We start from the raw sequence: 13,184 nt of genomic DNA, 5'->3' as shown, positions 1-13,184 counted from the left end.
TTTTTATCTCTCACTTTACAACAGTTTATGGATATACGGAATGATTTTATAGATCTTTATAATGTACATGACAACCATAAGCCTAAACCTAAAAAAACAAGGAAAGCCCCTATCCTGACGGATAAAGGGCTTTTTAAATCCTTTTGTCTTCCTCCGGAGGAGGTTAACCTAAATACGATTTGAGGAGCTTGCTACGCGTACCTTGTCTTAGTCTTCTAATTGCTTTTTCCTTGATCTGGCGGACACGCTCTCTTGTGAGGCCAAATTTGTCGCCAATCTCTTCCAATGTCATTTCCTGACAGCCTATACCGAAAAACATTTTGATTATCTCACATTCTCTTTCGGTTAATGTAGCAAGGGCTCGATCAATTTCTTTTGCCAATGACTCGTTCATTAACGACCGGTCTGCGATAGGAGCATCATCGTTAACAAGCACATCCAAAAGACTGTTGTCTTCGCCTTCCACAAACGGAGCATCTACCGAGATATGTCTTCCTGACACTTTTAACGTATCAGAAATCTTATCCACCGGAATATCCAGTTCGTCTGCAAGTTCTTCAGGAGAAGGTCTGCGTTCGTTTTCCTGTTCGAATTTAGAGAAGGCTTTGCTGATTTTATTCAACGACCCCACTTGATTCAACGGAAGACGTACAATTCTTGACTGTTCTGCCAAAGCTTGCAAAATAGACTGACGAATCCACCACACAGCATAGGAAATAAACTTAAAACCTCTGGTCTCGTCAAATTTTTCAGCCGCCTTAATCAACCCCAGGTTACCTTCATTTATAAGGTCCGGTAAACTTAACCCCTGATTTTGATATTGCTTAGCTACAGATACAACAAAACGCAGATTCGCTCTGGTCAATTTTTCCAATGCTCTCCGGTCGCCTCTTTTGATAGCCTGTGCCAATTCTACTTCTTCTTCTACTGTGATCAGATCTTCACGGCCTATTTCCTGAAGATACTTGTCTAGAGAAGCGCTTTCGCGATTGGTAATGGACTTTGTGATCTTTAACTGTCTCATCCAATGTTTTTATATTGAGAATATCAGGGTGCAAAGATAATATTATTTTTATTGACAGAATTGGCTGGATGCACCCTACACCCAGCCAATTATAAACCTTTAACAATCTTCCCGCCAAATAAGACAAATATAACGTTATTTTATTATTCAGCCAGGTCTATAGCATATACTTTCGTACGTCCATTCGGGTAGAAACCTTTTACTACGATATAACGATCGTCCTCATTTCCTTTCAAAACCTTGTCAACTATTTTCTCAAGTTGTTCAGGAGATGAAATCTTCTGATCGTTTACAACCATGATAATGAAGCCTTTTTTGATACCGGCATCTTTCAGTTTACCATTCAACAAACCAGTCACTTCAATACCATAACTTACACCTAATTCACGTTTCTGTTCGTTTGTCAACGCGCTAAAAGCGGCTCCTAAAACTTCAGCACTGTCGGCGGCTCCTTTCACTACAGCCGTACTACCCTGTGCGTTACGAAGTTCCACATTAAATGTCTTGGTGCTACCATTACGGTCTACAGTAACCTGTACCTTGTCACCCGGACGATATTTACTAATCTGTTCCTGCAAAGCATTCGCAGATTTCACTTTTGCACCATTTACAGCAACAATCACGTCACCTTTTTCAATTCCGGCTTCCTTGGCAGTACTGCGATCTGCGAAATCAGCCACACACGCACCTTCGGAAACTTTTATCTTGGATTTCAAGGTGCTCAGCTCTTCTTTCTGTTTAGCCGGCAAGTTCGGATAGCCCAGCATGTCGGCGATGTCACCCACACTCATAATTTGGACACCCAGGATTGCACGCTGCACCGTACCATACTGCTTCAAGTCGTTTGCCACTTTCCCTGCAATACTGATAGGCACTGCAAACGAATAACCTGCAAAGTTTCCTGTTTCGGAATAAATAGCAGTATTAATACCGACCAACTCACCTTTCGTATTCACCAGCGCTCCCCCACTATTACCGGGGTTCACGGCTGCATCGGTCTGGATAAAGGACTCGATCTTGCTCTTGTCTCCACCTCCCATCGAGATACCACGCCCTTTTGCGCTCACAATGCCAGCCGTAACCGTAGAAGTCAAATTAAACGGGTTACCGACAGCCAACACCCATTCCCCAACTTTCAGTTTTTCAGAATCACCGAACGGAATGGTTGGAAGATCTTTCGCATCGATCTTAAGCAAAGCGATATCTGTCGTCGGATCGGTTCCAACCAATTTGGCTGCAAACTTACGATTGTCATTCAATGTCACTTCCAGCTCATCCGCTCCATCGATCACATGATTGTTCGTTATAATATATCCATCGGTCGAAATGATCACCCCGGAACCGGCCCCGACCCGTGGTTGCGGTTGCGGGCGTTGGAACCCTCCACGTCCTCCGAATCCGAAGAAATACTCGAATGGATCGACATACTGCGGCTGATTGCCTCCGTCGGCATATTGTTTGGCATTTGTCGTGGCCTTAATATGCACAACGCCATGAACCGTACTTTCTGCAGCCGTAGTAAAATCCGTATTCTCTGCAGCAACCGTGTTATAACCGGCTAACCGGATCGGCTGGTTGAAGGTATTTGCTGAGCCGGAAGTGCCAAATACCGGTTGATTCTTATTAATCAGGTAAGCACTCGTCCCAACAGCCGCCCCCGCACTGATTGCAGCCACGAGAACTATACCAAGCACATTTTTCCACATCTTTTTCATACTCTCATTATTTTATCAAACATTTAAATTTAACATTTTTCTTTCGACAAAGAAAAGTCAAAAATCGTGCGATTATTCCATTTGCAACTATTTTTTTATCACTTTTAACGGCACTCTGCAAGGGCTTAACTGCGATTAACAGTACTGTGTAATGCAAAGTACCTTTTTAACAATCAACTGTCTGCCAAATGGTCATACATTCAATAATATAACAGCAGGAAAGGCAGAATGTTTCCCATGAACCTGCCATCAGATATCTATGTAATTTATTTTCAACAATGTCGAACATATACATAGCATTATCGAAAACAAATTAGACTGGAAGAAAAGTAAAAGAGAACTATATCGAACCATTTTGATGTGGTTATCCCTATTTTCAATTTTCAATTGTCGATTAAAAGAATTACCTTTGTCGCATTGCAGTCTGCCGGTCTGTCGCTCGTCCTTCAGGACGGGAGGAACGTCCGGGCAACAAAGAGCACCATACTTCTTAACGGGAAGCTGTCCGTAAGGGTAGAGTAGCGTAACAGAAAACGACCGCCGGCCTGTCCGGTAAGGGTGAAAAGGTGAGGTAAGAGCTCACCGGGTCTTATAGCAATATAGGATGCCGTACGCCTTATGGGTTGTAAGGTCATGTATACCGGCGCATGTAGGATTGCTCGTCCGATGCCGGGGGGTAGACCGCTAAAGCTTACTGGTGACAGTAAGACGAGATAAATGACAGACGCTCCCGTGCAAACGGGAGTACAGAACCCGGCTTATAGGCAGGCTGCTTTTTTATAATGTGCCAGTATACCAATTCAACAATATGCCAATTAAATGGTTTTCTATCGGTATATTGGCACATTTAATTTATTGGCACATCATATATATGAAAACAACCGGTAAAAAGACGCTCGGAGAACGGATCAACGCCCTACTGACAAGAATGATCCGTTTCGTCACTTACGACATTTGGCGGATCACCGAAAATGAAGTAAGCGGACTGAAAGAGCTTTATATCAACATCATCAAGACAATAATTCTTGCAGTCAGGGGGTTTCAGAGCGAGAATCTTCAAACGAAAGCCTCCGCCCTCACCTACAGCACCTTGCTATCCATCGTGCCTCTCCTAGCGGTTCTGTTGGGGATAGCCAAAGGGTTCGGCTTCCAAAACACCGTACGCCAGGAATTGTTCGACTATTTCCCCGGACATGAAGTGGAATTGACCAAGGCTTTCGAATTCGTGGAAAGTTATCTGGAGCAAGCACAAGGCGGCGTAATCATCGGGGTCGGCCTGATCCTGCTATTTTATACAGTTGTCAACCTGATCTCATCCATAGAAGACACGTTCAACGACATCTGGCAGATACAGAAATCACGTCCGTGGTATCGGAAGTTATCCGATTATCTGGCCTTGTTCCTGATTTTACCGGTACTGATGACGGCTTCCAGCGGTTTATCCATCTTCCTGTCCACTTTGCAGAACTCATTTATCAGCCAGTACTTTTTCTTTACTCCACTGGTCGAACTGATACTGAACATAACTCCCTACCTCATTACGATCCTGGCATTCACAGGACTTTATATTTCATTACCCAATACGAAAGTACGGTTTGTAAACGGCCTCGTGGCTGGAATCCTGTCAGGCATCGCATTCCAATTCTTCCAGTTTATCTACATCAGCGGGCAGATCTGGGTGAGCAAATACAACGCGATCTACGGTAGTTTTGCCGCCTTGCCCCTGTTGTTGCTGTGGTTACAATTGTCATGGCTGATCTGCCTGTTCGGGGCGGAAATCTCGTATGCTTCCCAAAACGTGAAGAAATTCAGTTTCGAGCGTGACAGCAAGAACATCAGCCGGCGATATAAGGATTTCCTCACGCTGCTGATAGCGTCCCTGATCGTAAAACGGTTCGTAAAAGGAGAAAAGCCTTATACGGCAGATGAATTGTCAGACGCTTACCGCATACCGATCCGTATCACGACACAGATACTCTATCAACTGACCGAACTGCACATCATTATCGAAGTCAATTACGGAGATGACGAACGCGTCGTTCACTACCAGCCGGCCATCGACGTAAACAAGATCACTGTCAGTTATCTACTGACACGCATGGACGAATACGGCTCGGAGAACTTCAAGATCGACACGTCCAAATTGTTCAGCAAGGAATGGAAAGCCTTGCTGAAAACCCGCGAGGACATGATTAAGGCGAATGACAACATTTTGTTGAAAGACCTTTGAACAATTGACAATGGATTATTGACAATTATTAAGGGATGGATAAAAGAAAAGGGAATACAGATCTGACAGAAGGGAAAGTATGGAAAGTGATCGTTCGCTTTGCAGTGCCGTTGCTGGTCGGAAATCTGCTGCAACAGTTCTATAACATAACGGACAGCATTATTGTCGGACAGTTTCTGGGAAAGGAGGCACTGGCAGCGGTATCGGCTTCCTTTTTCATCTATTACTTCATCATTTCGCTCGTGATCGGTGTAGGAAGCGGTACTACGGTAGTCATTTCACAACTTTTCGGAGCCAAACAGTATCAAAAGGTACAACTTGCGTTTTCCTCCTTCTTCATATTCATGTTAGTCGGAGGAATAATACTATCCATTGCAGGGATTATTTTCGCCGAGCCGGTTTTCCGCCTGACCAATACGCCGGAAGAGGTTATTCCGCAAGCGGTAGCCTATTTTCGCATTTACATAGGAGGAACATTCCTGTTCGTAACCTTCAATAGCATCATTTCGATTTTGCGAGGCGTGGGCGAGTCTGTTCGCCCAATGCTGTTCATTCTGATTACGACAGTCCTGAACATTGCGTTCGACTTGCTCTTCATACTCGTATTCAAATGGGGTATAGAGGGAGCTGCTCGTGCGACTGTCGTTTCGCAGGGAATCGGTATGTGTATAGCCCTGGCGTATGTAAACAATACGCACCCCTTGCTATCCATCAAAAAGCAAGATATGCTGTTCGACTGGAAACTGTTCAAAGAGAGCTTAAAAATCGGACTGCCGACAAGCGTACAGCAATGTGCGATCGCCCTCGGACTGATCGCATTGCTGGGAATCGTGAATAGTTTCGGAACCAATACACTGACAGCTTACGGTGCCGCCGGAAAGATAGACACGATCATCACTCAGGCTATCCTCACCCTATCAGGAGCGTTAGCAGCTTTCTGCGGACAAAATATCGGAGCCGGGAGACTGGACCGGGTGAAAAAGGGAGTACAGTTTACGATGTACACGAATATAGCCCTGGGACTATTAACTTTTGCCGCCGTCTATCTATTCGGCAACGAGATGATGAGAATTTTCACGAAAGACATAGATGTCGTGGCGATTGGAAAAGAATATCTGCTAATTATCGGTGGTTTCTTCATTGTACATGGGGCACTGAACGTGTACAACGGAGCACTCAGGGGAGCTGGAGATACCTTGTTCCCAATGATAACCAGCCTGGTCTGCCTCTGGCTGATCCGTATTCCCCTCGCCTATTATCTCAGTTCATGGTTGGGACGCAACGGAATCTGGTGGGCGATCGGTATCAGCATCACAATCGGACTAATCGTGACCTTCGTTTATTATAAGATGGGGTTCTGGAAGAGAAGAAGGAGGATTTATGAATTATGATTTCCTGTTACACTGCATAAATCATAATCCATAAATCTCAGTACCGATTATAGCTAATCACTTCTTTCAGATCTTTGCGTTTCTTAGGTCTGTCCGGTTGGGTAGAATAGCCGATAACGATGTCCAGCAAAACACGTTTGCCGGAAGGGATATCCAATAGTTTACGAACTTTCGTTTCATCAAACCAGCCGACAATACAACTCCCCAACCCTTCATCTTCGGCAGCCAGCACAAGGTGAGCGGCCGTTATGCCGATATCCAGATGGGAGAAATTCTTGTCCTTGATCCACGAGCCGATACCTGCTGTCAGATTCGGCCTCTCCTCCACGACCAAGATATGTACGGGCGCCTGTTTGGTGAAATGGTTCATTCCCAAAACACGGTTCGAAGTTGCGTCTGCCACCCGATTCTTCAGTTCGGGATCATCCACCACAATAAAATGCCAAGGTTGGGAATTACAAGCAGACGGCGCGATACACGCCGCCTCCAGAATACGCTGTAATTTTTCCTTTTCCACCGGACGCTGCGGATCAAAAGCCCGGTCACTTTGGCGCCGGCTTGCTAAAGAGAGGAAATCTTTCATTTGAACTGCATCATCTTACTGATATACTTACCGACAATGTCGAACTCAAGATTGACGACCGTACCTTTTTCGATCTGGCAGAAGTTGGTGTTGTCATGCGTATACGGAATGATCGCTACCTGAAAACTATTCTGCTTCGAATTACAGACAGTCAGGCTCACACCATTGACACAGACGGAACCTTTCTCGACAGTTATATATCCCTGCTGCGCCATCTCTTGGTCGAACGGATATTCGAACGTATAATACCAGCTTCCATTTGCATCTTCCACACTTGTACAAACGGCAGTCTGGTCGACATGCCCCTGCACGATATGTCCGTCCAGACGTCCGTTCATCATCATACTGCGTTCCAAATTCACGAGTGAACCTGGTTTCAGCAGCCCCAAGTTGGAACGTTCCAGAGTTTCTCGCATGGCTGTAGTTGTGAATGTATCCCTATCTTTGCGAACCACAGTCAGGCAAACGCCATTGTGGGCCACACTCTGATCTATTTTCAATTCATCGACAAAAGAACACTTCATAGTGATATGAATGTTGTCTTTATCATGCTCAATCGCCACGACCTGAGCTGTTTCTTCTACAATTCCTGAAAACATAAGATTGTTGTTTTAATGATTATCGAAGTCCAAAGATACGGAAAAACCTTATATTTGCCACATATAACAATAATACTTAATATTATATGGAAGCAGATAAAGTAGACAAATTTCTTCTTGCCAATGAAAGCAAATTTCCTGATTATGAAATTCCTATCCATCGACTGCTCGACCTTCCTCCTGAAAAAGAGGCGATTTTAGCAAAAAACCATTTCAAAAGCCCGATCTGTATGTTGTCCGTTTCTTGTTTCTTAGGATACTTCGGTTTGGATCGTTTCCTGATCGGGGACTGGGGTAAAGGTATCATTAAACTGCTCACAGGCGGTGGTCTGGGAATCTGGTACATCATCGACTGGTTCCTGATCGTGAGAGCGACAAAGAGGAAGAATATGGAAAGATTAGAAGAGATCATAAATCACCCCTAACTATCATTTTAGCTGTTTTACCAGACATAGAAGTACGCTAAAAGCATTAAAAGTGGAACGTTTTCAGAAAAGAATAAGCCTTTTCTGTCGAAACACGTTACTTTTTAGACAAAAGATGCCTGATGTTTTTCTCAAAACGCCCGTCAGAGCGCCTTTTACACCCCCATCTGAAAGCTATCGAAACCCTGGTCTGCAGATAACTGAGATCCGGATCTCGACAGACAAAAGCAACTACATATCTGATAATAAACCATATAGTACGCGTAAAAAAGCGATCACACCCATGATAGTACAATCATAGAAAAACAACTGTCATGCCAACTATCATTTTATGTAGGGCTTGACATTCATAGTTTCAACAGCAAAGCATGATAGTATGACAATAAAATAGAGGTAAAGCTAAGTGCCTTACCTCTATCATTATTGATTGATTATATATCGTCAGATATATTATTGAGCTTGTTCCAACTGCAATGTCTTAGTCGGTTCGTCGCAAACTTCAGTCGGACCAAAATACTGGATAGGACCAGGATAAACATAGCTTGTCGTCATAGCCCATTCATCGCGGTTAGCAGCAAATTTCTTGAAAGGAGCACCGTCGAGCTTAACCAAAGCTTTCTGGATAACAGGTTTCATTTCGCCGTGGCGTTTTTCCATGTTCATCATCATAGTTACAGGGATACCACCAGCGATCCACTTGTCAGCCGGAGCTGTCGTGTTGCGTACGGAAGACATATAACCTGTCTTGCCGGCGGCGATCAGGCAAGAAGCCGTATAACCCAAAGAATAGCAGTAGTCCGCATCATAGTTGGATGGAGCAGCGCAACGGCCTTCGTAACCGAAGAAGTGGTGCTGTGCAGCAAACTTGCCGACATATTTGCCTTCGGCCTTCCATTCTGCCAACTTCTTGCCAACCATTTCTGACAGCAATTTTTCTGTTTCGATCAGAGAAACCTGTACGTTTCCATGCGGGTCGCGATCGAGTGACAACTGACGTGCCACACCTTCCGGCAGGGAAGCATACAAGTCGGAATTTTCTTTTGTCAACTTGCTGATGATGTAAGCACGTTGTTCGCTCTTCTTGATCATCTTGAATTCGGCATCGTGTTTAGCAAGGAAGTCGTTCAGCTCAGCGATCAGGCGTTTCATAGCCGGAACGAATTCGATCAGACCTTCGGGAATCAGCACCGTACCGAAGTTGTGGCCTTCGGCAGCACGTTTTGCTACAATTCCGGCGATGTAAGTCACGATATCGTCCAAAGACATGTTCTTTTCCTCAACTTCTTCGGAGATGATACAAATATTCGGCTGAGTCTGCAAAGCGCATTCCAAAGCGATGTGAGAAGCAGAACGTCCCATCAGCTTGATGAAGTGCCAGTACTTCTGTGCCGAGTTGCAGTCACGCTGGATATTACCGATAACTTCGGAATAAACCTTACAAGCCGTGTCGAAACCGAAAGAAGTTTCGATCTGCTCGTTCTTCAGGTCACCGTCGATCGTCTTCGGACAGCCGATTACCTGAACACCGGCCCCCGTAGCCTTGTAGTATTCGGCCAGTACGCAAGCATTTGTGTTGGAGTCGTCGCCACCAATGATAACCAGTGCCTTGATGTCCAGTTCTTTCAGAATTTCCAGCCCCTTGTCGAACTGTTCTTTTGTTTCCAGTTTGGTACGGCCTGAACCAATCATATCAAAACCACCCGTGTTGCGGTACTCGTCAATAATGTCAGCAGTCAGTTCCATATATTTATGATCGATCAGACCACCAGGTCCGAGGATAAAGCCATACAGACGAGAAGCTGCGTTGTTAGCCTTGATACCGTCGAACAGACCTGCAATCACGTTATGACCACCAGGAGCCTGACCACCGGAAAGGATCACACCGACATTCATTGCCGGCAGTTCTTTCTTTTCGTTGCTCTTTTCAAAAGTAACGACAGGCATTCCGTACGTGTTCGGGAATAACTTTTTGATTTCGTCCTGATCGGCAACTGATTGTGTATACTCACCATCTACGGCTTTTACAGCTCCTTTCAATGCAGCGGGAACCTTTGGCTGGTAAGCTGCTCTTGCAATTTGTAATGCACTCTTTGTCATTTCTTAATCTGATTTATTTAGAAAGTATCTGATTCCTAATTAAAGGCGGTGCAAATATAGAAATTTTTCTGTATTCGCGAAAGAAGATAATACGATATAGCCCTTTATTCCGCATTTTTCTTCAGCCATTCACCAACAGCCTGTTTTCCTGAACAGGCCTAACCACATAAGTCAGTTCCTTACCCGTCAATTCCAAATACATAAAACCGCTGGATAAGATGATTTCCATTTTATTATCAATCACGATATATCAATCATGATGGGTCAACAGTGAATCATCCAAGGAAAAAGACCATTGAGGATTATACTTTTGCAAATCAGCAACAGCACTATCATTCAAATGCTTCGAATGATAGACGAGTTCTACTTTTTTGTTTGGCAAAATCAATTTCAAGACATCCTTGCAGGCATTCAGGTATTGATCGTACAGGCATATCTTTTTCGCATCCTGGCATAGTGCTCTTATGTGCCTGATCGCCTTATCTCTATGGACATTTCTATAAAAACAACCGGTGATATGGCTACTGATCTGATCGGACATGATATTGACATACGGATAATCTGTTCTGTCATCACATAATATCAATTTATAGTCAGTCTTTCTTGCCAGTTCTTCCAAAGTCTGCTTTGTTAACCGGGCATACTTTAAAGAGTCATAAAGACTTTTCGACACACGATCGCCAATCCCGATATCATCTAATTGTCTGGTATTGGTCAGAAACTCGCCACAACGAAACTTAAGCAAGTGCAAGATTATATCTTTATCATAGTCCTGATGCTCCTTAAACAAATAATATTGCTTATACAAAGTATCAGACAACACAAAACTATATTTCCCCATATTATTCCATTTCAAGCAGTTCAGCTAAAGTCGCATCGAAAAAACCTTCCGGGAAGTCACGAGTAAACTTGCCATCCTCTTTAAAGCCAAGTACAATGAACGGATTCTGGATGCCCTCTTTATACAAAATGGTCACATCATCTTTCAAAAAACGCTTTTTATAAATCTCATAACCGACCTTATATATAAGGTGTTCGCAATGTGTTTCTATGATTACCTGTATACCGGCTCTAACAATAAAGGCCAAGAATTCACCAACCTTTGCCTGGCTGGCCGGATGAAGATGGATTTCCGGATTTTCGATAAGAATAACATCATTCTTTTTTGCCCGCAAGCACATGATCAACATTTTGGTAAGATAACTTACGCCAGCTCCCAACTGGAAAGGCGAAATATTCCCCAACCCATCACTTTTATACTGTACCTCGACCACATCATCCAAACGGCGTTCCGTCTGCAACTCCGTCGGTATATCTAAAATATAAGACAACCAATAATTCACCTGAGCAGATAAAGTATAAGAGGAATCATCTTTAATCAATTCCGGCATTAAAGGATTAGATTTTTCTTTTTCAAATGAACCTACTATATACTCACCGACTACGCCCACTTTAAACTGTGGCGAAATTTTGGAATGCAACTCCGCCCCGATTCTATTGGCAGACAAATAGTATAAATTTTGCTCTATGTCGATCGGCATGCCGGCATCCTCTTCCGAAGGAAGAAAAACCAAAGAGAGTTCATTTGTTCCGTGATAGGAAATATGCACATTATCGATATCGATATCGACCCTGACACTTTTTGCATTATAATACTTATTTCTAATCGTATCGAATGTCAGATTCACAATAGTATCCAGTAAAATTTGTCCATTTTTTCCTATCCTGCGAACAGGAAGTAATACCGACTGTATCAAACTTGACTTACCTGCCGAGTTAACACCCGTTACAATTGTAAAAGGCTTTATCTCCAAGTTCTCATCATGAAGACATTTATAGTCTTTTATTTGTATATGTTTTATCATAACTGAATCCTGTTTATTATTTTATCCATTCGATCAAACCTGAAAGAGACACTTGTAGTCGAGTCTATATTACCGGAAAAATAACGGGAATCATCAAACTCTTCCTTTACAGATTCTATATCCAGTATGAGTCTTGACGCCCATGTGTAATCAATTTTCTCAGGGACAAAAGAAAACAAATAACTTAATGCCTCAAAAAGAGGCATGTTTATAGGTCTTCTAATCCCATTTCCCGAAAAACGAAAACCATTTTCTCCTAAAAGATCATAACTGATCTGCATACAGCGAATAAATAGATTCTCATAATCTACAATCAATTTTTCAGGTGCATTATCATTCACATAAACCATAAAACGAGCTAGAAAATCATCTATATCCCCCCGGTATTGGAGAGCCGGAATATCTTTAAACTCTCCACGATGCAACATCAGGAAGGCCATTGCCCGTAAAACGACATATTGGTCTTTCATCCTTTCTTTATTAATAGAACGCCCTGTCGCAATCAAAAATTCGGGAGAACAGCAAAGTTTATCCAACATCCGTGTGCAACGTCCACGGTATAAGGCATTCCTCATTTCCTGCTTATTCAACGGAGTTCCTCCGCGATTTACCCGATCAAAGATATCATACTTTACCCGCTCAGGAGTCGGAGGCTGTATAATATAAAAAAGTAATTGAAAGTCTTCAATAACTCCCTGTTGCTTCAAATCCAAATCCGCAAAACAACATCCATTAAACTGCTTCAATATTCTCAGATTATTCAATTTGAACTTTCCTTCCAGAAAATCCAAAATAGCACTTATCCTTTGTCGTCCGTCAACAACTTGCTTCTTCCCATTCTTATCCTCAAATAAATACATTAATGGTATAGGAATTCCCATTAGGATCGATTCGATCAGCTCGGACTTCTGCCTTTGTTTCCAGACATCATGCCTCTGGAAATCCGGATCAATTATTAATTCTTTCCGCTTCAGGCAAAGTGTATGCAAATGCATAATACTATATTGAGCCTTTTCCACCCTCACTTCGGCATTCGGATATATGGTATATGAATCATCTCCGTTTATTGACAGATCGGCTTGTTCCACATCGCTAACCACATTTTCATCACTGTTTATTATTGATGCTTCATCTTTTATATCCATATTTCCCATATATTTATCCTGATTTACGATTGAGCAATAGTCTTTAAATTAATAAAGAGATAAATGTTTCATGCAAAGATATTGAGATTTATCGGAAAATCGAATAGAAA

General features: G+C 43.0%; 12 protein-coding genes and 1 other RNA gene. 5 read left to right on the top strand and 8 right to left on the bottom strand.

Going from position 1 to position 13,184, the window contains the following annotated elements; translation table 11 throughout:
• A partial coding sequence (locus KTG12_RS16740; RefSeq protein WP_216945484.1) for a hypothetical protein occupies window positions 1-183 on the top strand: 183 nt, incomplete at its 5' end.
• Here KTG12_RS16740 and KTG12_RS16735 read toward each other — a convergent pair.
• Window positions 164-1,024, bottom strand: a complete 861-nt coding sequence (locus KTG12_RS16735; RefSeq protein ID WP_005641668.1) for an RNA polymerase sigma factor RpoD/SigA — start codon at window positions 1,022-1,024, stop codon at window positions 164-166. The genes KTG12_RS16740 and KTG12_RS16735 overlap by 20 nt on opposite strands.
• A gap of 143 nt (window positions 1,025-1,167) precedes the next feature.
• Window positions 1,168-2,739 (bottom strand): Do family serine endopeptidase, encoded by a 1,572-nt coding sequence (locus KTG12_RS16730; RefSeq protein WP_022322950.1) that lies wholly within the window; start codon window positions 2,737-2,739, stop codon window positions 1,168-1,170.
• A gap of 419 nt (window positions 2,740-3,158) precedes the next feature.
• Here KTG12_RS16730 and rnpB point away from each other — a divergent pair.
• The 3 genes from rnpB to KTG12_RS16715 all read left to right on the top strand — a co-directional run bounded on the left by rnpB (window position 3,159) and on the right by KTG12_RS16715 (window position 6,360).
• Window positions 3,159-3,516: RNase P RNA component class A (gene rnpB, locus KTG12_RS16725), an RNA gene on the top strand.
• Window positions 3,517-3,610: 94 nt separating this feature from the next.
• Entirely contained in the window at window positions 3,611-4,969 is a 1,359-nt protein-coding gene (locus KTG12_RS16720; protein ID WP_005647727.1) for a YihY/virulence factor BrkB family protein, read from the top strand.
• A 35-nt stretch (window positions 4,970-5,004) separates the two neighbouring features.
• Entirely contained in the window at window positions 5,005-6,360 is a 1,356-nt protein-coding gene (locus tag KTG12_RS16715) for an MATE family efflux transporter (protein WP_005647729.1), read from the top strand.
• A gap of 37 nt (window positions 6,361-6,397) precedes the next feature.
• Here the strand turns inward: KTG12_RS16715 and KTG12_RS16710 are convergent, their stop codons facing one another.
• Both KTG12_RS16710 and KTG12_RS16705 read right to left on the bottom strand, forming a co-directional pair.
• Entirely contained in the window at window positions 6,398-6,943 is a 546-nt protein-coding gene (locus KTG12_RS16710; RefSeq protein ID WP_022322947.1) for a nitroreductase family protein, read from the bottom strand.
• Window positions 6,940-7,542, bottom strand: coding sequence for a riboflavin synthase (locus KTG12_RS16705; protein WP_005640882.1), 603 nt, complete (start codon window positions 7,540-7,542; stop codon window positions 6,940-6,942). The genes KTG12_RS16710 and KTG12_RS16705 overlap by 4 nt, the downstream gene beginning before the upstream one ends.
• Window positions 7,543-7,628: 86 nt before the next feature.
• On the opposite strand from KTG12_RS16705, the gene KTG12_RS16700 reads away from it, so the two are divergent.
• Window positions 7,629-7,967: a TM2 domain-containing protein gene (locus tag KTG12_RS16700; RefSeq protein WP_005640883.1), complete on the top strand. Its 339-nt coding sequence runs from the start codon at window positions 7,629-7,631 to the stop codon at window positions 7,965-7,967.
• 450 nt (window positions 7,968-8,417) lie between these two features.
• Here the strand turns inward: KTG12_RS16700 and KTG12_RS16695 are convergent, their stop codons facing one another.
• From KTG12_RS16695 to KTG12_RS16680, 4 genes are all read right to left on the bottom strand, one after another.
• Window positions 8,418-10,064, bottom strand: a complete 1,647-nt coding sequence (locus KTG12_RS16695; RefSeq protein WP_022322946.1) for a diphosphate--fructose-6-phosphate 1-phosphotransferase — start codon at window positions 10,062-10,064, stop codon at window positions 8,418-8,420.
• A gap of 250 nt (window positions 10,065-10,314) precedes the next feature.
• Window positions 10,315-10,905, bottom strand: a complete 591-nt coding sequence (locus KTG12_RS16690) for a hypothetical protein (RefSeq protein WP_227226101.1) — start codon at window positions 10,903-10,905, stop codon at window positions 10,315-10,317.
• A 1-nt stretch (window position 10,906) separates the two neighbouring features.
• A complete protein-coding gene (locus tag KTG12_RS16685) occupies window positions 10,907-11,929 on the bottom strand; it encodes an AAA family ATPase (protein ID WP_122343500.1) in 1,023 nt (340 codons plus the stop codon).
• Entirely contained in the window at window positions 11,926-13,074 is a 1,149-nt protein-coding gene (locus KTG12_RS16680) for a DUF262 domain-containing protein (protein ID WP_046451955.1), read from the bottom strand. The genes KTG12_RS16685 and KTG12_RS16680 overlap by 4 nt, the downstream gene beginning before the upstream one ends.
• Window positions 13,075-13,184: the final 110 nt, after the last annotated feature.

This window comes from Parabacteroides sp. MSK.9.14, from assembly GCF_019041495.1.
Lineage (GTDB): Bacteria > Bacteroidota > Bacteroidia > Bacteroidales > Tannerellaceae > Parabacteroides > Parabacteroides merdae.
Note: the sequence above shows the minus strand (reverse complement) of the source record. Positions and strands in the feature narration are given on the sequence as shown.